The sequence below is a fragment of the Microbacterium sp. SYP-A9085 genome, assembly GCF_009649635.1.
GTDB lineage: Bacteria > Actinomycetota > Actinomycetes > Actinomycetales > Microbacteriaceae > Microbacterium.
Genome location: NZ_WJII01000004.1, coordinates 1 through 19,583, shown reverse-complemented (window position 1 = coordinate 19,583; position 19,583 = coordinate 1). Strand labels below are relative to the sequence as shown.

15 protein-coding genes and 1 pseudogene are annotated in these 19,583 nt (G+C 71.2%); all 16 read right to left on the bottom strand.

From position 1 onward, the window contains the following. Nucleotides 1–15 precede the first annotated feature (15 nt). Nucleotides 16–1,998 carry a primosomal protein N' gene (locus tag GH740_RS09190; RefSeq protein WP_153745836.1) on the bottom strand — a complete coding sequence of 661 codons (1,983 nt, stop codon included), beginning with the start codon at nucleotides 1,996–1,998 and terminating at the stop codon, nucleotides 16–18. Between the two features lies 1 nt (nucleotide 1,999). Next, complete coding sequence (gene metK, locus GH740_RS09185) at nucleotides 2,000–3,193, bottom strand: methionine adenosyltransferase (protein ID WP_153746011.1); 1,194 nt, start codon at nucleotides 3,191–3,193, stop codon at nucleotides 2,000–2,002. A 92-nt stretch (nucleotides 3,194–3,285) separates the two neighbouring features. Continuing rightward, entirely contained in the window at nucleotides 3,286–3,540 is a 255-nt protein-coding gene (rpoZ, locus tag GH740_RS09180) for a DNA-directed RNA polymerase subunit omega (RefSeq protein WP_153745835.1), read from the bottom strand. 31 nt (nucleotides 3,541–3,571) lie between these two features. Then, nucleotides 3,572–4,471 (bottom strand): guanylate kinase, encoded by a 900-nt coding sequence (gene gmk / locus GH740_RS09175; RefSeq protein ID WP_367641268.1) that lies wholly within the window; start codon nucleotides 4,469–4,471, stop codon nucleotides 3,572–3,574. Then, on the bottom strand, nucleotides 4,464–5,297 hold the full coding sequence (pyrF, locus tag GH740_RS09170; protein ID WP_367641266.1) for an orotidine-5'-phosphate decarboxylase: 834 nt from the start codon (nucleotides 5,295–5,297) through the stop codon (nucleotides 4,464–4,466). The genes gmk and pyrF overlap by 8 nt, the downstream gene beginning before the upstream one ends. After that, the gene (carB, locus tag GH740_RS09165; protein ID WP_153745834.1) at nucleotides 5,294–8,587 is read right to left on the bottom strand and encodes a carbamoyl-phosphate synthase large subunit; all 3,294 of its coding nucleotides are present in this window, start codon (nucleotides 8,585–8,587) and stop codon (nucleotides 5,294–5,296) included. Before carB ends, pyrF begins: the two co-directional genes overlap by 4 nt. Continuing rightward, the gene (carA, locus tag GH740_RS09160; protein WP_153745833.1) at nucleotides 8,587–9,732 is read right to left on the bottom strand and encodes a glutamine-hydrolyzing carbamoyl-phosphate synthase small subunit; all 1,146 of its coding nucleotides are present in this window, start codon (nucleotides 9,730–9,732) and stop codon (nucleotides 8,587–8,589) included. Before carA ends, carB begins: the two co-directional genes overlap by 1 nt. Beyond that, the gene (locus GH740_RS09155) at nucleotides 9,729–10,235 is read right to left on the bottom strand and encodes a hypothetical protein (RefSeq protein WP_153745832.1); all 507 of its coding nucleotides are present in this window, start codon (nucleotides 10,233–10,235) and stop codon (nucleotides 9,729–9,731) included. Before GH740_RS09155 ends, carA begins: the two co-directional genes overlap by 4 nt. Continuing rightward, nucleotides 10,232–11,533: a dihydroorotase gene (locus GH740_RS09150; protein WP_153745831.1), complete on the bottom strand. Its 1,302-nt coding sequence runs from the start codon at nucleotides 11,531–11,533 to the stop codon at nucleotides 10,232–10,234. Before GH740_RS09150 ends, GH740_RS09155 begins: the two co-directional genes overlap by 4 nt. After that, the gene (locus GH740_RS09145; RefSeq protein ID WP_153745830.1) at nucleotides 11,530–12,519 is read right to left on the bottom strand and encodes an aspartate carbamoyltransferase catalytic subunit; all 990 of its coding nucleotides are present in this window, start codon (nucleotides 12,517–12,519) and stop codon (nucleotides 11,530–11,532) included. Before GH740_RS09145 ends, GH740_RS09150 begins: the two co-directional genes overlap by 4 nt. After that, a complete protein-coding gene (gene pyrR / locus GH740_RS09140) occupies nucleotides 12,516–13,046 on the bottom strand; it encodes a bifunctional pyr operon transcriptional regulator/uracil phosphoribosyltransferase PyrR (RefSeq protein ID WP_153745829.1) in 531 nt (176 codons plus the stop codon). The genes GH740_RS09145 and pyrR overlap by 4 nt, the downstream gene beginning before the upstream one ends. 248 nt (nucleotides 13,047–13,294) lie before the next feature. Further along, the gene (locus tag GH740_RS09135) at nucleotides 13,295–14,863 is read right to left on the bottom strand and encodes a Rieske 2Fe-2S domain-containing protein (RefSeq protein WP_153745828.1); all 1,569 of its coding nucleotides are present in this window, start codon (nucleotides 14,861–14,863) and stop codon (nucleotides 13,295–13,297) included. A gap of 64 nt (nucleotides 14,864–14,927) precedes the next feature. Further along, entirely contained in the window at nucleotides 14,928–18,200 is a 3,273-nt protein-coding gene (locus GH740_RS09130) for a DEAD/DEAH box helicase (RefSeq protein ID WP_153745827.1), read from the bottom strand. A 34-nt stretch (nucleotides 18,201–18,234) separates the two neighbouring features. Further along, entirely contained in the window at nucleotides 18,235–18,645 is a 411-nt protein-coding gene (gene nusB, locus GH740_RS09125; protein ID WP_153745826.1) for a transcription antitermination factor NusB, read from the bottom strand. Between the two features lie 15 nt (nucleotides 18,646–18,660). Beyond that, nucleotides 18,661–19,221: an elongation factor P gene (gene efp / locus GH740_RS09120; protein WP_153745825.1), complete on the bottom strand. Its 561-nt coding sequence runs from the start codon at nucleotides 19,219–19,221 to the stop codon at nucleotides 18,661–18,663. Nucleotides 19,222–19,375: 154 nt separating this feature from the next. Next, a pseudogene (locus GH740_RS13880) lies at nucleotides 19,376–19,583 on the bottom strand (HNH endonuclease); the annotation flags it as partial.

The window sequence follows — 19,583 nt, the reverse complement described above, 5'->3', positions numbered from 1 at the left end:
TCCTCCTCGCGGATGTCACAGCTCGGGATCGAGCACGTCGACCCGCACTTTGAGTGTATTCCGGGGCCCCGCGGGCGCACCCTTCGCGGGGCGGCGGGTGCGCAGCGCCGCCGCCACCACCGCCCCGCGGAGGGCCTCGGCCACAGGGCGGCCCTGCCCGTAGCCGAAGCGCACGAGAGCGCGCATGGCGAGCCCGTCCGCGACCGGCGCCGGGCCGAGGACGGCGTCGGCGCCGAGGGCGGGGACCGCGGTGCGTACGGCGGCAAGCGCCGCCTCGAGCTCGCGCGGCGTTCCCTCCAGTGTGGCCACGCGTACGGCAGGCGGCATCTTCAGCGGTGTGCGCTCGGCGAGCTCGCCGCGGGCGTAGCCCGGCTGCGTCCACGTGGCCAGGGCGCGGGCGACCGGGCCGGCCACGCCGACCAGGTGCACCGGCGCGCCCGGTGTCGCCAGGGCCGCCGCGTTCGACCACCAGCGCAGACACGACTCCCCGATCCGGAGGTCGTCAGATTGCAGCATCCGGTCTCCGTCCAGCAGGAGCACCGCCCGGTAACCGCCCGCGGCGATGGGCTCGGCGCCGCGCGTGGCGATCACGAGGGCGGGCCTGTCGTCGACGCGGGCCACGGGGTGGTCGCCGTCGGCGAGGATCACCCGGGTGTCGGGGAACGCCCGTCCGAGCTCGTCCGCAGTGCGCTCGCTGCCGGAGGACGCCATCCGCACCCGCTCCCCGCCGCACGATCCGCACGTCCAGCCGTGGGCGGACCGGCCGCACCACGCGCAGTCGGGCACCGCGCCGTGGCGGTGGGCGCGCAGCGGGCCGCCGCATTGCGGGCAGCGGGCGGGGCGCCTGCACTCGGCGCAGACGAGGCTCGGGGCGTACCCGGGCCGAGCGACTTGGACGAGCACGGGCCCGGTGCGCAGTCCTTCCCGCGCCGCGGCGAAAGCGGCCGAAGGCACGCGCGCGCCACGCGCCTCGCCCTCCCGGGTGGCGGACAGCACTATCCGCGGCGACATGCGCCGGGCGGGGGCGGCATCCGTCACCCAGCCCGCGTCCACGAGCCGCTGCACGTCGGTGGTGCGGGTGTGCCCCGCGAGCAGGAGGGCGCAGCCGTCGAGCTCCTGCCGGACGAGTGCGGCGTCGCGCGCGTGGACGCCGGGGCTCAGCGGCTCGGAAAGCAGCGGGTCGCCATCGTCCCACAGCGCGAGAAGTCCGGTCTCGTGCGCGGGCGCGTACACGGCGGACCGGTTGCCCAGCACGACGCACGGGGCGGGTGACAGGATGCGCAGGTAGGCGCTGTACCGCTCCGGCCCGGATTGCCGCGCGTCCACGCGCACCACTGCGTCTGCGGACAGGAAGGCCTCGAGCGCGCGCTGCAGCTGGTCGAGATCGCGGTGGTCCGGCGCGACGAGGACGGCGCTCGCCCCGCCGCTGAGGGTGCGGGCGGCGGCGGCCGCGATCAGGACGGCCCACGCCCCGACATCTGTCCCGTCCGGCAGGCGGTGCAGACGCGGGGACGCGTCGACGGCGGCGCGTCCGCGGGCCGCCAGCAGCTCCGAGAGGGCCGGGAACGCGGCAAGCACGGCGTCCGTGGCGGCGACGGATGCGTCGTCCACGACGGGGGCGTCCGGCGGCGCAGCGGCCAGCCAGGTCTTCTCGGCGCGCACGGTCCGCTTCGGGATGGCGAGGCGCAGGATGTCTCCCGCTCCCCCGGCTGCCCGGTCGGCGACACGTCGCGCGAGGGCGTACAGGGATGCCGGGAGCACGCAGACCGGGGAGATCACCGCCTCCAGGTCCGACAGCGGGCGGTCCGCCGGATCCGGATCGCCCTCCTCGACGAAGAAGCCCTCCACGACGCGGCCGGCGCTGCGCAGCGGCACCCTGACCCGGACACCCGGCTGAGCGTCGGCGCTCAGTGCGTCCGGGATCGCGTAGTCGAACAGCCGGTCCAGCTGCGGCAGCGGCGAGTCGACGAGCACGCGGGCGACGCGGCGCGCGGGCATGTCAGATCCCGGCGGCGCGGCGCAGCTCGTCGACGCGGTCGGTGCGCTCCCACGTGAAGTCGGGCAGGTCGCGGCCGAAGTGTCCGTACGCGGCCGTCTGCGCGTAGATGGGCCGCAGCAGGTCGAGCTGTTCGATGATCGCGCGCGGCCGCAGGTCGAACACCTCGCGGATGGCGCGGGCTATCACCTCATCGGGAAGCGCCCCGGTGCCGAACGTCTCGACGTACAGGCCGACAGGGCTCGCCTTGCCGATTGCGTACGCCACCTGCAGCTCGAGCCGCCGCGCGAAGCCGGCGGCCACCGCATTCTTCGCGGCCCACCGCATCGCGTACGCGCCGGAGCGGTCGACTTTCGACGGGTCCTTCCCGCTGAAGGCTCCCCCGCCGTGCCGGGCCGCCCCGCCGTACGTGTCGATGATGATCTTGCGACCGGTCAGGCCCGCGTCGCCCTTGGGCCCGCCGATCACGAACGGACCGGCGGGGTTGATGTAGAAGTCCGTGTGCGAGGCGTCCAGGCCCGTGGTCTCCAGGATCGGGTCGATCACCTCGGCGCGCACGGCGGCACGCAACGCCGCGATCGAGATGTCGGGGTTGTGCTGGGTGGACAGCACCACCGTTTCGATCGTGCGCGGGATGTCGCCCTCGAATCCGACGGTGACCTGCGTCTTCCCGTCCGGGCGCAGGAACGGCAGGGCCCCGCTGCGGCGCGCTTCGCTCAACCGCTCTGCGAGGCGGTGCGCGGTCCATGCCGTGATCGGCATGAACTGCGGCGTCTCCGTGGTGGCGTACCCGAACATGATGCCCTGGTCGCCTGCGCCCAGTCGGTCGTTGGGGTCGGTGGACCCGGCATCGCGATGCTCGAGGGCGCGGTCGACACCCGCGGCGATGTCACTGGACTGCTCGCCGATGGACACGCTCACCCCGCACGAGTCGCCGTCGAAGCCGGTCTCGCTGGAGGTGTAGCCGATCCGGTTCACGACCGCGCGCACGGTGGCCGGGACATCCGCCCACGCCTCGGTGCGCACCTCTCCGGCGACGTGGACCAGGCCCGTGGTCACCATGGTCTCGACGGCCACGCGGCTGGCCGGGTCCTTCGCCAGGAGCTCGTCGAGGATGCTGTCGCTGATCTGATCGCAGATCTTGTCGGGGTGCCCCTCGGTGACGGACTCGGACGTGAACAGGCGCAGCTGCGTCATCATGCTCCCAATGGCAGAACTCGGACGGGCACCAGTATGCCCCCAGCCGCCGACAGGACGGCGGCCGGGGGCACTGGATGACGGCGGATGACCTACTCGGCCTGACGCAGGCGGAGCTTGTCCTCGTGGATCTCGTGCAGCGCTATCGTCAGCGGCTTGTCCTCGACGGTCGAGTCAACCAGGGGTCCGACGTTGTCGAACAGGTTGCCCTCGTGCAGGTCCGAGTAGTAGTCATTGATCTGCCGCGCGCGCTTGGCGGCGTAGATGACCAGCTGGTACTTCGAGTCGACCTTCTGCAGAAGGTCGTCGATGGGCGGCTCGATGATGCCCTGGTTTGTTCCGGCCATGGGAAACCTCCTGGTTGAGGGACGAATGGACCTAGTTTACCCGGCGCACGAGCGCGGCGACGTCCGCGGCGGCCCGGGCGACGTCGTCGTTCACGACGCGGTAGTCGAACTCGCCCTGCGCGGCCAGTTCCACCTTCGCGGTGCGCAGACGCCGGGCGCGCTCCTCGGCGTCCTCGGTGCCGCGGCCGACCAGCCGCTGCACGAGCTCGTCCCAGCTCGGCGGCAGCAGGAACACGAGGGTCGCGGACGGCTCGGCGCGGCGCACCTGCCGTGCGCCCTGCAGGTCGATCTCCAGCAGCACGGACCGTCCATCGGCGAGGGCCCGCTCGATCGGCATCCGGGGGGTGCCATAGCGATACTTGTTGTGCACAGTGGCGTGCTCGAGCAGTTCGCCGTTCTCGACCATGCGGTCGAACGAGGCGTCGTCGACGAAGTAGTAGTGGGTGCCGTCGACCTCGCCGGGGCGCGGCGGCCGGGTGGTGGCCGACACCGACAGCAGCAGCTCGGGGTGCGCGGCCTGGATCTGCGCGGCGACGGTGCCCTTTCCGACGGCGGTGGGTCCTGCCAGCACCAGCAGCCGGCTGCGTCCGGCGCGGGGCTGGGGTTCCGGGAAGCGCCGGTCGAGCCAGGTCGCGACCGCCCGGCGCTGCCGGACGCCGAGCCCGCCGAGGCGCTTGACCGGCGAGATGCCGAGCTCGGCGAGGATCCGGTCGCGTTTGCCTTCGCCGATGGCCGGCAGCGCGGTGAGGAATTCGGTGATCCGCAGCGTCGCGGCAGCAGGGTCGCGGTCGACTCGGCGCATGACGTCCTGCGGCGTGACGACGCGGGTGCCGAGGTCGCGCTTGAGGCTCGCGCGGCCGCGGCGCGCGGCGATCGCCTTCCGGGATGCCGCGACCCGGTCGACCTCGGGAGGGTTCTTCGCGTCAACCACGGATGTACTCCTCTGCACGCGTGGCGATGGTGTCCGCGAGCCGGTCGGGTCCGGCGGACAGGATGCTGCGGCTCTCGGTCGCTATCACGGTCGGCGCGGCGGCGCCGAAGCGTCGGCCCAGTTCGGACGGCACGGCCCCCTGGTGGCCGAAGCCGGGCGCGAGGATCGGCGTGGGCGGCTGCGGCACCGGCAGCCCGGCGGTGGTCCAGTCCACCGTCGCGCCGATCACGAAGCCAAGGTCGCCCCACGCGCCGGCAGGGGTGTGCGCGGCATTCCGGGCCGAGACGTCCGCGACGATGCCGCCGGACACGGTGGCCCCGTCGGCCAGGCGCGCCCGCTGCACACCCGCGCCCTCCGGGTTGCTGGTCGCGGCGAGCACCAGGACGCCCTTGCCCGCCGACGCGGCGAGGTCGAACGCGCCGGCCAGCGCCTGCACGCCGAGGAACGGATTCACGGTGAGCGCGTCGACCTCGAGGGGCGCGCCGGGCGTCAGCCACGCCTGCGCGTACGCGTCCATCGTCGATCCGATGTCGCCGCGCTTCGCATCGCCGATGACGACCAGGCCCGCGTCGCGCCCGGCCCGCAGGACGTCCTCCAGCGCCGCATACCCGGCAGCGCCGTACCGCTCGAAGAACGACACCTGAGGCTTCACGATCCCGACCCGGCCGGCTGCGGCATCCACGACCCGCATCCCGAACGCGCGGGCGCCCTCGGCGGTCTCGGAAAGACCCCACGCGGCCAGCAGCGACGGATGCGGGTCGATCCCGACGCACAGGCAGCCGAACCGCGCCAGCGCGGCGCGGGTCCGCTCGCCGAAGCCGGTCACGCCACCACCACCGCCCGATCCCGGGCGTACTCCTGGAGGCTGCGCACCGCGAACCCGTCACCGATGGCATCCAGCGCACTCACTGCTGCGCCGAGGGTGGCGATCGTGGTGAACAGCGCCTTGTCGGCGGCGACCGCGGCAGCCCGGATCTCGTACCCGTCGGCGCGCGCCGACATCCCGCTGGGTGTGTTCACGACGATGTCGATCGCGCCTTCGTCGATGAGGTCGACGATGTTGCGCTGCCCGGTACCCTGTGTCTGGCTGAACTTGTTCACCACGGTGACTTGGATGCCGTTGCGCCGCAGGATCTCGGCGGTGCCCTCGGTGGCGACGAGCGTGAAGCCGAGTTGCTGCAGCCGGTGAGCGGGTAGGATCACGGCGCGCTTGTCGGAGTCGGCGACGGAGATGAACACCGTCCCGGTGCGCGGGATCCCCCCGTACGCGGCGGCCTGGCTCTTCGCGAACGCCGTGGGGAAATCGCGGTCGAAGCCCATCACCTCCCCCGTGGAGCGCATCTCGGGGCCGAGCACCGAGTCGACGGTCTTGCCCTCGGCGGTGCGGAACCGCTTGAACGGTAGCACCGCCTCCTTGACCGCCACCGGCGCGCCGAGGTCGACGGCGGAGCCGTCGCCGTCGGGCGGCAGCATCCCCTCGTCCCGCAGCTGCGCGATAGTGGCGCCCGCCATGATCCGGGCTGCGGCCTTCGCGAGCGGCGTGCCGAGCGCTTTGGACACGAACGGCACGGTGCGGCTTGCGCGGGGGTTCGCCTCGATCACGTAGAGAACGCCGGCGCTGACCGCGAACTGCACGTTCAACAGGCCCCGCACGCCGACCCCGGCGGCGATGCCGAGCGTGGCCTCGCGGACCCGGTCGATCTCGGTGCGGCCGAGACTCATCGGCGGGAGCGCGCAGCTGGAGTCGCCGGAGTGGATGCCGGCCTCCTCCAGGTGTTCCATGATGCCGCCGATGAACAGCTCCTCGCCGTCGAACAGCGCGTCGACGTCGATCTCCACCGCGTCGTCCAGGAAGCGGTCGACCAGCAGGGGCTTGCCGGGACCGATGATGGCGGCCTCGCCGATCCGGTCGAAGTAGTCGCGCAGGCTCGGGGTGTCGTACACGATCTCCATCCCGCGCCCGCCGAGCACGAAGCTCGGACGCACGAGGACCGGGTAGCCGATCTGCTCGGCGACAGTCACCGCGCCGTCGACGTCGATCGCGGTCCCGTGGCGGGGGGCGACGAGACCGGCGGCATCCAGGATCCCGCTGAAGAGGCCGCGCTCCTCGGCGAGGTCGATGGCGGCGGGGCTCGTGCCCAGGATCGTGTAGCCGGCGTCCTGGATGCCCTTCGCCAGACCCAGCGGGGTCTGCCCGCCGAGCTGGCAGACGACGCCGAGGATCGTCCCGGAGCGCGACTCGGCGTACAGCACCTCGAGGACGTCCTCAAGCGTCAGCGGCTCGAAGTACAGCCGGTCGCTGGTGTCGTAGTCGGTGGACACCGTCTCCGGGTTGCAGTTGACCATGACGGTCTCGAATCCGGCGTCGGACAGCGCGAACGACGCGTGCACGCACGAGTAGTCGAACTCGACGCCCTGGCCGATCCGGTTGGGCCCGGACCCGATGATGACGACCTTCGTGCGCTCGGACGGCGTCACCTCGGTCTCGGTGTCGTAGCTGGAGTAGTGGTACGGGGTCAGCGCGGGGAACTCCCCCGCGCAGGTGTCCACGGTCTTGTACACGGGCCGCACGTCGAGTCCGTGCCGGATGCCGCGCACCTCGGCCTCGGTCAGGTTCCGCAGCTGAGCGAGCTGCACGTCGCTGAAGCCGTGGTCCTTCGCGAGGCGCAGGATGTCGGCATCCAGCTCCGCGGCGTCCCGGACGGCGTCCGCGACCTCGTTGATCAGCACGATCTGGTCGAGGAACCACGGGTCCATCGCGGTCGCGTCGAACAGCTGCTCCACGGTGGCGCCGAAGCGCAGCGCCTGCTGGATGAGGATGATCCGGCCGTCGGTGGGGGTCTTCGACTGCTCGATGAGCTCGTCCACCGTGCGGCGCTCGTCGCCCCAGTGGAAGCTGGAGCCGCGCTTCTCCAGCGACCGCAGCGCCTTCTGCAGCGCCGTCGTGTAGTTGCGGCCGATCGCCATGGCTTCGCCGACGGACTTCATCGTGGTGGTGAGCGTCCGGTCGGCGGCCGGGAACTTCTCGAAGTTGAAGCGCGGCACCTTCACCACGATGTAATCCAGCGTCGGCTCGAAGCTCGCCGGCGTCACCCGGGTGATGTCGTTCGGGATCTCGTCCAGGCGGTAGCCGATCGCGAGCTTGGCCGCGATCTTCGCGATCGGGAAGCCGGTGGCCTTCGACGCGAGCGCCGACGAGCGGGACACGCGCGGGTTCATCTCGATGACGATGATCCGCCCGGTGGCGGGGTCCACGGCGAACTGGATGTTGCACCCGCCGGTGTCCACCCCCACCCGCCGGATGATCTCGATGCCGATGTCGCGCATCTCCTGGTATTCGCGGTCGGTCAGCGTGAGGGCGGGGGCGACGGTGATCGAGTCGCCGGTGTGCACGCCGACCGGGTCGACGTTCTCGATCGAGCAGACCACGACGGTGTTGTCGGCGGCGTCGCGCATCAGCTCGAGCTCGTACTCCTTCCAGCCGAGGATCGACTCCTCCAGGAGCACCTCGTGCGTGGGCGAGTCGTGCAGGCCCGCCCCGCCGATGCGACGCAGGTCCTCCTCGTCGTACGCGAATCCGGAGCCGAGGCCCCCCATCGTGAAGCTCGGGCGCACCACGAGCGGGTAGCCGAGCTCGGCGGCGCCGGCCAGCAGCTCGTCCACCGTGTGGCAGATGCGGCTGGCGGCGACCTCCGCGCCGGCCTCGATCACCAGTTCCTTGAAGATCTGCCGGTTCTCGCCCTTCTCGATGGCGTCGGGCCGCGCGCCGATGAGCTCGACGTCGTACTTCGCGAGGATCCCCCGCTCGTACAGCGCCATCGCGGCGTTCAGCGCTGTCTGCCCGCCGAGCGTGGGCAGGATGGCGTCCGGGCGCTCCTTCGCGATGATCGTCTCGATCACCTCGGGCGTGATCGGCTCGATGTAGGTCGCGTCGGCGAAGTCGGGGTCGGTCATGATCGTCGCCGGGTTCGAGTTGACGAGGATGACGCGCACGCCCTCGGCGCGCAGCACCCGGCACGCCTGGGTGCCGGAGTAGTCGAACTCGCAGGCCTGGCCGATCACGATCGGGCCGGACCCGATCACGAGGACGGAGTGGATGTCGTCGCGCTTGGGCATCAGTGTGCGTCCTCCCGGTGCGTGCGCACCATGTCAGCGAACCGGTCGAAGAGGTGATTGGCGTCGTGCGGACCGCCGGCGGCCTCGGGATGGTACTGGACCGAGAACGCCGGGATGTCCAGGGCCCGCAGCCCCTCCACGACGTTGTCGTTGAGCCCGATGTGGCTCACCTCGACGCGGCCGTACCCGTTGGGGCTGTCGGTGATGCCCTCGCGCGGCGCGTCGACGGCGAATCCATGGTTGTGCGCGGTGATCTCGACGCGGCCGGTGGCCTTGTCCAGCACGGGCTGGTTGATCCCGCGGTGGCCGAACGGCAGCTTGTACGTGCCGAAGCCGAGGGCGCGGCCCAGCAGCTGGTTGCCGAAGCAGATCCCGAAGAACGGGATGCGGTCATCCAGCACGCGGCGCAGGAGCGCAACCTGGTCGTCGGCGGCGGCGGGGTCGCCGGGCCCGTTCGAGTAGAAGACGGCGTCCACGCCCAGTGCGGCCAGCTGCTCGTACGTGGCGTCGTGCGGCAGCACGTGCACGTCGAAGCCGCGGGAGGCGAGGTTCTCGATGCTCGCCTGCTTGATGCCGAGGTCGATCAGCGCGACGCTGCCGACGCGCTCGCCGCGCGCCGGCACCATCACGGCGTCGGCCACGGACACCTGGGCAGACAGGTTCAGTCCCGCCATCTGCGGCGCCTCACGGACCTGACGCAGCTGCTCCTGCGGGTCGAGGGCGGCATCCGCGCCGGAGAAGATGCCTCCGCGCATGCTGCCGGCCGACCGGATGTGCCGGGTCACGGCGCGGGTGTCCACGCCGCTGATCCCGACGATGCCGTCGGCGACCAGGGCGGCGTCCAGCGAGGTGTCCGCGCGCCAGTTCGAAACGACGCGGGAGGGGTCGCGCACGATGTACCCAGCGACCCAGATGCGGCGCGACTCGGGGTCCTCGTCGTTCATGCCCGTGTTGCCGATGTGCGGCGCCGTCTGCAGCACTATCTGGCCGGCGTAGGAGGGGTCGGTCAGCGTCTCCTGGTACCCGGTCATCCCGGTCGCGAACACCACTTCGCCGAGGGTCGTGCCGCGGGCGCCGTACGCGCGCCCGCGGTGGCGGGTGCCGTCTTCGAGCACGAGGATGGCGGGGTCTGCGGTGAGGGTCATGCGGTGGGTCCTGTCGGAGGGGTCGGGATGAGCGGGCGGATGCTGTCGGCGAGGATCGCCGCCGAGGCATCCCGTGCTCGCAGGTAGGTGTCGACGGTCGCACCGGGGTCGGTGCGCCAGGTGACGCGGACGAGGCCGCCGCGCTCGACGACGCGGTCGATGGCGAGCGTCGCCTGCGTGACGGCGACGATGCGCTCGGCGGGCAGCACGGTGTCGGTCTGGCCGGGCATCTGCAGCGCCACGCCGGCGTCGGCGACGACGATCACGGCCTTCGAGCGGAACGCGAGGCCGGGCGCGGCCAGCCGCTGCAGGGGCTCGCCCTCCCGCGTAGTGGCGACGTACATGCCGTCGAAGCATGCGCGGATCTCGGCGTCGGCGGGCAGCACGGCCACCGTCAGCGGCGTCGCGTCGCGCCGGGAACGGCGCCACCACGCCCAGGCCATGAGCCCGAGCAGGATCACGGCGATGGCGATCATGAGGATGAGGGCGCCTTCGCGGGTCATGCGAGCACCTCGGCCGGCTCGCCGTCGGCGACGGTGACGCGGCCCGTGTGAATGGTCCAGCGCACGCTGCCCGGCAGCGTGCGGCCGCGGTACGGCGAGTTGCGGCTGCGGCCGTGCAGGTCGGCGTCGCCGAACACCGCGGATACGCGCGGGTCGTACAGCGTGAGCTCGGCGGGCTCGCCGACGGCCAGCGGACGCCCGTGCCCGGCGAGCCGGCCGATGCGGGCGGGGGTGCGGGACATCACGCGGGCGACGTCCGCCCAGTCGAGCAGGCCGGTGTCGACCATCGCGGCGTGCACGACGCGCAGCGCGGATTCAAGGCCCACCATGCCGTTCGCGGCGGCCTGCCATTCACAGCTCTTGGCCTCGTCCGGGTGCGGGGCGTGGTCGGTGGCGACGATGTCGATCGTGCCGTCGGCGAGGCCTTCGCGGACCGCCTGGACGTCCTCCCGGCGGCGCAGCGGCGGGTTGACCTTGAACCGCGGGTCGTACCCGCGGACGAGTTCCTCGTCCAGCAGCAGGTGGTGCGGGGTGACCTCGGCGGTCACGGCGATGCCGCGCTTCTTGGCCCACCGGATGAGGTCGACCGAGCCGGCCGTGGACAGGTGGCACACGTGCAAGCGGGAGCCGACGTGCTGGGCCAGCAGCACGTCGCGGGCGATGATCGCCTCCTCGGCGACGGCGGGCCAGCCCGCCAGTCCCAGCTCGGCCGAGACGCTGCCCTCGTTCATCTGGGCGCCCTCAGTGAGCCGGGGGTCCTGCGCGTGCTGCGCTATCACACCGTCGAACGCCTTCACGTACTCGAGCGCGCGCCGCATGATCAGCGGGTCCCAGACACAGAATCCGTCGTCGCTGAACACCCGCACCTGTGCGCGGGATGCCGCCATGGCGCCGAGCTCGGCGAGCCGCTCGCCCTTCTGCCCGACCGTGACGGCGCCGATCGGCTGCACGGTCACCAGCCCCGCGGCCTCGCCGAGCGCGAGCTCCTGCTCGACGACGCCGGCGGTGTCGGCGACCGGCGAGGTGTTCGGCATCGCGAACACGGCGGTGTATCCCCCGGCGGCCGCGGCGCGCGACCCGGTGAGGACGGTCTCGGAGGCCTCGTAGCCCGGCTCGCGCAGGTGCGTGTGCAGATCGACGAGGCCCGGCAGCGCAATGAGGCCGTCGCCGTCGATCTCGCGGGCGCCGGCGTGGCTGACGCCGGTGCCGATCTCGGCGATGCGCCCGTCGGCGACGAGGATGTCGGTGGGGGCGCCGCCGTCGGGACGCACGCCCCGCAGCAGGAGGGCCTCGGTCATCGTGCGTCCTCCTTCTGCTGCGGCTGCGCGCCGGTACCCGCGTCGCCGCGCTCCCCCGCCAGCAGCAGGTACAGCGCGGCCATGCGCACCGACACTCCATTGGTCACCTGGTCGCGCACGGTGGACCGGGGCGAGTCCGCTGCCTGTGCGCAGATCTCCAAGCCGCGGTTCATGGGACCGGGATGCATGACCATCGTACTCTGCGGCAGTGCCGCGAAACGCTCAGGGTCAAGGCCCCAGCGGCGGGAATACTCCCGTTCGTTGGGGAAATACGAGGCGTTCATGCGCTCCAGCTGGATGCGCAGCATCATCAGCGCGTCCGGACCCGCCGCCACGGCCTCGTCCAGGTCGTAGCCCACGCGCACCGGCCAGGCCGAGACATCCTGCGGCACCAGCGTGGGCGGCGCGACCAGGGTGACCTCCGCGCCGAGGGTGTCCAGGAGCCACACGTTCGAGCGGGCGACCCGCGAATGCAGGATGTCGCCGACGATCGTCACGTGCAGTCCGGCGAGGTCGCGGCCTCGGCTGTCGTCGCCGTAGCGGCGTTTGCGGATCGTGTACGCGTCCAGCAGCGCCTGCGTGGGGTGCTCGTGCGTGCCGTCGCCGGCGTTCACGACGCCCGCGCTGATCCAGCCGCTGGTGGCGAGGGTGCGCGGGGCGCCGGAGGCGCCGTGCCGGATCACGACGGCATCCGCGGCCATCGCCTGCAGCGTCTGTGCGGTGTCCTGCAGGGACTCGCCCTTGGAGACCGAGGATCCCTTCGCGGAGAAGTTGATGACGTCCGCGGACAGGCGCTTGGCGGCCACCTCGAACGAGATGCGGGTGCGCGTGGAGTCCTCGAAGAAGAGGTTCACGACGGTCTTGCCGCGCAGTGTGGGCAGTTTCTTGACCTCGCGGCGCTGCGTGTCGGCCATGTCCTCGGCGACATCCAGGATCCGCAGCGCGTCCTCGCGGGCGAGCGTCTTCGTGTCGAGCAGGTGCCTCATGACTCGATCGTCACCTCCTCGGCGCCGTCGACCTCGGTCAGACGCACGTTGACGCGCTCCTCGCGGGCGCTCGGCAGATTCTTGCCGACGAAGTCGGGCCGGATCGGCAGCTCGCGGTGACCGCGATCGACGAGGATCGCGAGGCGCACGGCGGTGGGCCGGCCGATGTCCTGCAGCGCGTCCAGGGCGGCGCGGATGCTGCGGCCGGAGAACAGCACGTCGTCGACGAGGACGACGGTGCGGCCGTCGATCCCGCCCGGCGGGATCGAGGTCGGCTGCGGCGTGCGTGTGGGGTGGCGGTGCAGATCGTCGCGGTACATCGTGACATCCAGCGCCCCGACCGGGACCGGGGTGCCGGTGATGCCGCCGATGAGGCTGGCGACGCGGTCGGCCAGCGTGACGCCGCGGGTGGGGATCCCCAAGATGACGAGGCCGTCTGCGCCCTTGTTGGACTCCAGGATCTCGTGGGAGATCCGAGTCAGTGCGCGCGATATGTCGGCGTCGTGAAGCACGGTGCGCGTGCTCATCGTCGCTCCCTTCTCCGCCTCACAGGACGGGGTTAAAGGTTGCTTTCCTTCCCCACCCTACCCCGTCCCGCGAGGCCCCCAACTCCGCGAGGCATCCCCCAACTCCGCGAGGCATCCCCCAACTCCGCGAGGCATCCCCCAACTCCGCGAGGCATCCCCCTTGTCAAAGGGCTGCCTCGGGAGTTTCGGGGCTGCCTCGCGAGTTTCGGGGCTGTCTCGCGAGTTTCGGGGCTGCCTCGCGGGGCGGGTCAGCCGGCGTGGCGGAGTGCGGCGTCGGTGACCGGGCACGCCTCAGAGCGGATCGGATGCCCCTGCGTGGTCAGGCACCGGCCGGAGGCCAGATCCCACTTCCAGTCGTGCATGCTGCAGGTCAGCACGCCGTCCTCGATCTTCCCGGTCTTCGACAGGTCCGCTCGCAGATGCGGGCACCGCCGCTGCACCATCCAGTCGCCGAGCTGGACATCCTCGCTCGTGTCGGCCTGCTCGGAGTACCAGTTCTCGACGTACTCGATGCGGTCGTTCGACAGGCACTTGAAGAACGTGTAGATGAACTCGTTGAACTTGCTCTTGCGTCCGGCGGCGAACTGCATGGACAGGAAGATCGAGTTCGACCAGTCGATCTCGTGGTCGCGGATGTTGGTCGAGACGAGGTCGGCGGGGATCGTGTACCAGAACTCGCAGTCCTCCTCCGCATACTCGCGCACCTTCGCCTTGGGGAAGTCGACGACCAGGTCCAGTGCGCCGATCGTCATCCGCACCGGTCCCCCGACGCCCAGCCGGATAGTGCGGGACTTGCGCAGCAGCGGCTCCCACCAGGCTTTCAGCTCGCCGAGCATCTCGGCCGGCGCGAGGACTGGGGCACGGGATGCCTCCTCGTCGCGCAGCTCCTGCTGGCGCGCGGCCTGCTGCTCGGCCAGGTACTCCCACTTGCGGGTGAACATGCGGTCGATCTCGGCATCCGTGTACAGCGTCTGCGTGATCCGCAACTCCCCGTCGTTCAGGTCGACCTGCGTGCCCGGCACGAACAGGTGGCCCTTCTGCTGCGGGCGCACCTCGCGCATGTGCGCGAGGAACTGCGCCTGGTCGGTGAAGATGGCGTCGTCCTCGGCACCCCAGCCGTTGTACCGGAACAGCTCGTCGCGCAAGAACATCGGCGGACCCGCCATCGGGAACACATGCTCGGCGTCGACCTTCTCGATGTAGTACATGGCGCGCTTGTTCTGCGCGTCGCGCTTGAGGCGCGCGAAGTTCTGCTTGGCGTCCTGCGGCAGGTCGTACACCATCGGCCACCAGATGGCGCCGGATGTCTGCGTGAAGTACGCCTCCGGCTTGGCGAAGCCCAGCAGCTTCTCCAGGTCCAGAGGGTGCGAGTCGTTCTGGTTCAGGATGCTGGCCGTGCCGTCGTCGAGCGACAGCGACGAGTCGCCGATGGGCCCGTCGCTCGGGGCCCGCAACGGTGTGATCATGAGCTTCAGCGCACCGAACTGCATGGGGACGCCGGCCTCGGTGTAGACGATGTTCGTGTATCCGAGTCCCCGGATGTCGTCCTCGAGGTCGTCGGTCGGGTAGTCGGGCAGCAGAACCCGGATGTCCTTGGGGATGTAGCGCTGCATCAGCCGCGGGTCGAAGTGGTCGCGGTGGCGGTGCGAGATGTACAGGAAGTCGGCGCGCCCGAAGCGCTCCCAGTCGAGGCCCCGGTTGTCGGGGAACGGGAACCACGACCCGTAGAAGCTGGGGCCGATGACGGGGTCGCAGATGATGCTTCCGCCTGCCGTCTCGATGAACATCCCGGCGTGGCCGAGGCCCGTGATCCGCATGAAACTCCTTCTGCATGGCTCGGGACAGAAGTCTACGCGGGCGCCCGAGAGGGCCCGGGCAGGATCACTCGGCGAACAGGGCTCGGATGTCGTCGGCGCTCAGCGCCCTCGCGAAAAGGTCGTCGTCGTCCATCACCGATCGGAACAGGCGCGCCTTGCGCTGCTGCAGGGCGAGGACCTTCTCCTCGATCGTGCCGGTAGCGATCATCCGGTACACGAACACACTGCGCGTCTGCCCGATCCGGTGCGTGCGGTCCACGGCCTGCGCCTCCGCGGCCGGATTCCACCACGGGTCCAGGAGGAACACGTAGTCGGCCTCGGTGAGGGTCAGCCCGAATCCGCCGGCCTTCAGGCTGATCAGGAACACCGGCGCGTCCCCGGCGCGGAAGCCCGTGATGACGTCGGCGCGGCGTCGCGTCGACCCGTCGAGGTATTCGTGTGGGATGCCGGCGACATCCAGGCTCTGCGCGGCCAGCGCCAGGAACGACGTGAACTGGCTGAAGACGAGGCAGCGGTGCCCCTCGGCGGCGAGCTCGGCGATCTGCGCGGTCAGCTCCTGCAGCTTCGCGGACGGGATGCGCGCGTGGGTCGCATCGACCAGGGCCGGAGCGAGGGCCAGCAGCCGCAGCAGTGTGAGTGAGCGGAACACGATGAACCGGTTCTTGTCGAGGTCCTCGAGCAGCCCGAGGACCTTCTGCCGTTCGCGCTGGAGCACCGTGTCGTACACGGCCCGGTGCGCGGGCGCCAGCTCGATGTGCAGCACCTGCTCCTGCTTGGGCGGCAGCTCGGCGGCGACCCGATCCTTCGTGCGCCGGAGCATGAGCGGGCGCACCCGGCGGCGCAGCCGCTCCAGGCGCGCCGCCCGGTACGGCGTGCCCTCCTGGTTCTCCGGGACTTTGCCCTGCTCGATGGGGCCGATGTACTCCTGGCGGAACCGCCGCGCCGACGGGAAGAGCCCCGGCGACGTGAGCGACAGCAGCGCCCACAGCTCGGCGAGGGTGTTCTCCATCGGCGTTCCCGTGATCGCGAACGTGACGTCGGCGGTGAGCGCGGCCACGGCCTTGTGCAGCTTCGTCGCGGGATTCTTCACGAACTGCGCCTCGTCGAGGACGACCCCGGCCCACCCCACTCCGGCGAACTCGGCCTCGTCCAGCCGCAGCAGCGTGTACGACGTGACGACGACATCGACATCGGTCGGGATGCCGCCGCCGCGGCGCGCCCGGGTCGCGTCGATGACCGCGACCCGCAACTCCGGGGCGAACCGGGCGGCCTCGTCCCGCCAGGTTGCCAGCACCGACGTCGGCGCCACCACGAGGAACGGCCTCTGCTCCCCCGTCTCGCAGGCATGGACCAGGAACGCGAGCATCTGCAGAGTCTTGCCGAGCCCCATGTCGTCGGCGAGGATGCCGCCGAGGCGATGCCGCCACAGGAACGCGAGCCAGTGGAACCCGGCCTGCTGGTATGGCCGCAGCTCGGCGCGCAGCCCGGCAGGAACGGGGGTGGGGTCGATCCGGGTGGTATCGCGGAGTCCCTCGACGGCCGCGCGCCACGAGACGGCCGGCGCTGCGACATCCGCGAGATCTTCGAAGTCCTCCCAGAGCGTCGTCTGGTAGCGGCTGATCCGCGGCCCGGTCTCCCATTCGGCCAGCTCCGCCGCCTCGTCGATCAGCTCGCGGAGCCGGTCGAGCGCGGGATGTCGCAGCGAGAAGTAGCTGCCGTCGACGAGCAGGAGCTTCGTGCGCCGCTTCGCGAGCGCGGTGAACAGCGGCTGGAACGGGATGGTGCGGCCGTCGATCGTGACGAGGATGCCGAGATCGAACCAGTCCGGATCGGTGCTCTCGACCGTGGAGACGGTGATCTCGGGGTCGCCGGTGAGTTCCCGATACGTGCGGCGGGGCCCCTTGATGACCACGCGGACGCCGACGGTCTCCTCCAGGGCGGGAACGGTGCGGGAGACGAATTCGGCCGCCTCGATCCCCTCGAGGCTGATCCGGGCCGTGAACGGCACCGGCGCGGTCGCGGCCCACGCGTCACGGACGCGGGCGGCGATCTCCGCTTCCGCGTCTGCATCCCGGTCGGGATCGGCCCCCTCCAGCGGGAACCGATCGCCGGAAGGGTACGCCCATGCCAGTTCGACCTCGACGACATCCCGCGGGCGGAAAGTCACCGTCGCCTCGAGCGTCGGCGGCGCCGGCTCGGGAAGGCGCACGCCGTCGCCGGCCGTGACGCGCGCACGGCGCGCGAGGCGCGGATAGCCGGTGCGCAGGAACTCCTCCCGCTCCGCGGCCGGCACCGCCATCCCCTCGGGCGTGCGGAGCAGGGCGCGGACCGGAGCGGGGAGCGGCACCGGTGCGAGGGTCAGCGAGATCCGGCCGCCGTGGATGCTCCACGCGTACGCGCCGGTGGCGGCCACCGGGCGCACGTGAGACGGGTCGACCGGGATGCCGTCGAACCGCACCTCGGGCACCAACCGCAACGCGTCGGCGTCACGGGCGACAGTGATCGACGCGTCCCCGGAGGCGGCGAGATGGACATCCTGTCCCTTGCCCGCCGCGACGATCTCAATGCCGCGGGCGGCCGCTGCGGCAAGGTGCGGCCACACCAGTTCCGAGGCGACGGTGTCGAGAGTGAGCCAGTCCGAGACATCGGCGAACGGACCGGTCACCCGCTGGTCGCGAGCGATGCTGTGCAGCTCCCGCATCCACTGCACGTGCTCGTCGAGGAAGACGGTGTCCGCACGTCGCAGTGTGTCCCACGTGAGGTCGCCGCGGATCCAGTTGCCGGTGGACCGGCTGCGGGTCAGCGCCCGCAGGCCGACCAGCAGCTCGCCGGGCGAAGTGGACACGCTGCGCGCGGTCGCCGTGACGACCTTGCGCGGAGCCCAGCGCGCGGCAGTCGCCTCGCGCTGCCGGAGCTCGACGCCGAGGGCGAGCGGGCTCGTCTCCCGGCTCGGCGTGTCGCCGCCGTCGAGCAGATCCCGCCACGTCGGCCGCGCGCTCGCTCCCGGGCGTGTCTCGGCGGGCTTCGGCGGCCGCGTCGGCGCAGCGGCGCGTTCGTTGCTCGCGAGGATCGTGGCGACCACATGCTTGCAGCCCGAGCGCATCGGGCACGAGCAGCTGGTGGCCAGGATCCGGCCGGTGGCATCCAGCCGGATGAGGGTGCGGTACAGCTGTGCGCCGCTGCCGCGGACGGCGCCGGTGACGGTGGACGGGTCCGGGATGTCGATGCGCTGCACGGCGCCGGTGCGGAAGTAGTCGATGCCGCGCACGAATCCGAACCCGTCCGCGGCGCGGCGGAGGTGCTCGGGGTCGACGAACGGTGCGGTCACGAGGTCCATTCCACTCCGCCCCGGCGACATCCGGGGTTCCGCGCTACGACGAGCGCGCTATGCGCGCGAGCACGCCGTGCACGAAGGCTCCCGAGTCGTCCGTGGAGAACTCCTTCGCGAGCTCCACCGCTTCGTCGATGGCGACGGCCGTGGGCACCTCGTCGTTGTAGAGGATCTCCCAGGCGCCGATGCGCAGCAGTGCGCGGTCGACCGCCGGCATCCGTGCCAGCGACCAGTCCTTCGCGAACGTGGTGATCAGCTCGTCGATCTCGGGCTTGTTGTCGATGACGCCGTCGACGATCTCCCGCGCGTACAGCCAGGACGTCTCGCGGGCCGGCTCGTTCGCCGCGCGCTTTGCCTCGGCGGCGAGGATCGTCGCAATCTCGTCACCGCGGACGTCGGACTGGAACAGGATGTCGAGCGCGCGTTTGCGCGCTTTCGTGCGTGCGCTCATCGGGGCGGCGGCGTCTCAGTTGACGCGGCCGAGATAGTCGCCCGTGCGGGTGTCGACCTTGACCTTCGTGCCGGTCTCCAGGAACAGCGGCACCTGGATCTCGTAGCCGGTCTCGACGGTGGCGGCCTTGGTGCCAGCCGACGAGCGGTCGCCCTGCAGGCCCGGCTCGGTGTACGTGATCTCGAGGACCACGGATGCCGGCATGTCGACGTACAGCGGGTTGCCGTTGTGCAGCGCGATGGTGACGGCCTGGTTCTCCAGGAGGAAGTTCTTCGCGTCGCCGACGACGGCGGCGGGGACCGTGATCTGGTCGTAGTCGCTGGCGTCCATGAAGACGAATCCGTCGCCGTCGCTGTACAGGTACGTGAAGTCGCGGCGGTCGACGTTCTCGATCTCGACCTTGGAGCCCGCGTTGAACGTCTTGTCGTTCGTCTTGCCACTGACGACGTTCTTGAGCTTGGTGCGCACGAACGCTCCGCCCTTGCCGGGCTTGACATGCTGGAACTCCACGACGCTCCAGAGCTGACCGTCGAGGTTGAGGACGACGCCGTTGCGGATGTCTGCGGTGGATGCCATGTGTCGAGGTTCCGTTCGTGAGGGGTTCGGGCTCGTGGCGGGCCCGACGTTCGATTCTACGGGATGCCGCTGTAGGCGCCGTGGCGGCGGGTCGCGGGCGTGGATGTGACGACGTCTGCCTATGAGATCGCGAACGGGGCCCTGCCCTTGGGCGTCAGGCGGCGGCGGGTGTGAAGCGTGGCGGTGGTGGGGTGGTCCGCCAGAGGTATTGGCGGGCGAGCCGGGTGGTCAGGATGATGGGTGGCGCCCCGCCGGGTGGGTGCAGCACGAAGTCGCGTGTCCCGTCCCGGGTGATTCGCCAGCGTCCGTGGTGCAGGTGCATGTGGTGGAACCGGCACAGCAGGATGCCGCGGTCGATGTCG

What these genes read in the sequence shown, in the direction of transcription:
- GH740_RS09190 (WP_153745836.1), bottom strand. Translation starts at nt 1,998, where the DNA reads ATGCCCGCGCGCCGCGTCGCCCGCGTGCTCGTCGACTCGCCGCTGCCG.
- metK (WP_153746011.1), bottom strand. Translation starts at nt 3,193, where the DNA reads ATGACGCAGCTGCGCCTGTTCACGTCCGAGTCCGTCACCGAGGGGCAC.
- rpoZ (WP_153745835.1), bottom strand. Translation starts at nt 3,540, where the DNA reads ATGGCCGGAACAAACCAGGGCATCATCGAGCCGCCCATCGACGACCTT.
- carB (WP_153745834.1), bottom strand. Translation starts at nt 8,587, where the DNA reads ATGCCCAAGCGCGACGACATCCACTCCGTCCTCGTGATCGGGTCCGGC.
- carA (WP_153745833.1), bottom strand. Translation starts at nt 9,732, where the DNA reads ATGACCCTCACCGCAGACCCCGCCATCCTCGTGCTCGAAGACGGCACC.
- GH740_RS09155 (WP_153745832.1), bottom strand. Translation starts at nt 10,235, where the DNA reads ATGACCCGCGAAGGCGCCCTCATCCTCATGATCGCCATCGCCGTGATC.
- GH740_RS09150 (WP_153745831.1), bottom strand. Translation starts at nt 11,533, where the DNA reads ATGACCGAGGCCCTCCTGCTGCGGGGCGTGCGTCCCGACGGCGGCGCC.
- GH740_RS09145 (WP_153745830.1), bottom strand. Translation starts at nt 12,519, where the DNA reads ATGAGGCACCTGCTCGACACGAAGACGCTCGCCCGCGAGGACGCGCTG.
- pyrR (WP_153745829.1), bottom strand. Translation starts at nt 13,046, where the DNA reads ATGAGCACGCGCACCGTGCTTCACGACGCCGACATATCGCGCGCACTG.
- GH740_RS09135 (WP_153745828.1), bottom strand. Translation starts at nt 14,863, where the DNA reads ATGCGGATCACGGGCCTCGGCCACGCCGGGATGTTCATCGAGACGGCA.
- GH740_RS09130 (WP_153745827.1), bottom strand. Translation starts at nt 18,200, where the DNA reads ATGGACCTCGTGACCGCACCGTTCGTCGACCCCGAGCACCTCCGCCGC.
- nusB (WP_153745826.1), bottom strand. Translation starts at nt 18,645, where the DNA reads ATGAGCGCACGCACGAAAGCGCGCAAACGCGCGCTCGACATCCTGTTC.
- efp (WP_153745825.1), bottom strand. Translation starts at nt 19,221, where the DNA reads ATGGCATCCACCGCAGACATCCGCAACGGCGTCGTCCTCAACCTCGAC.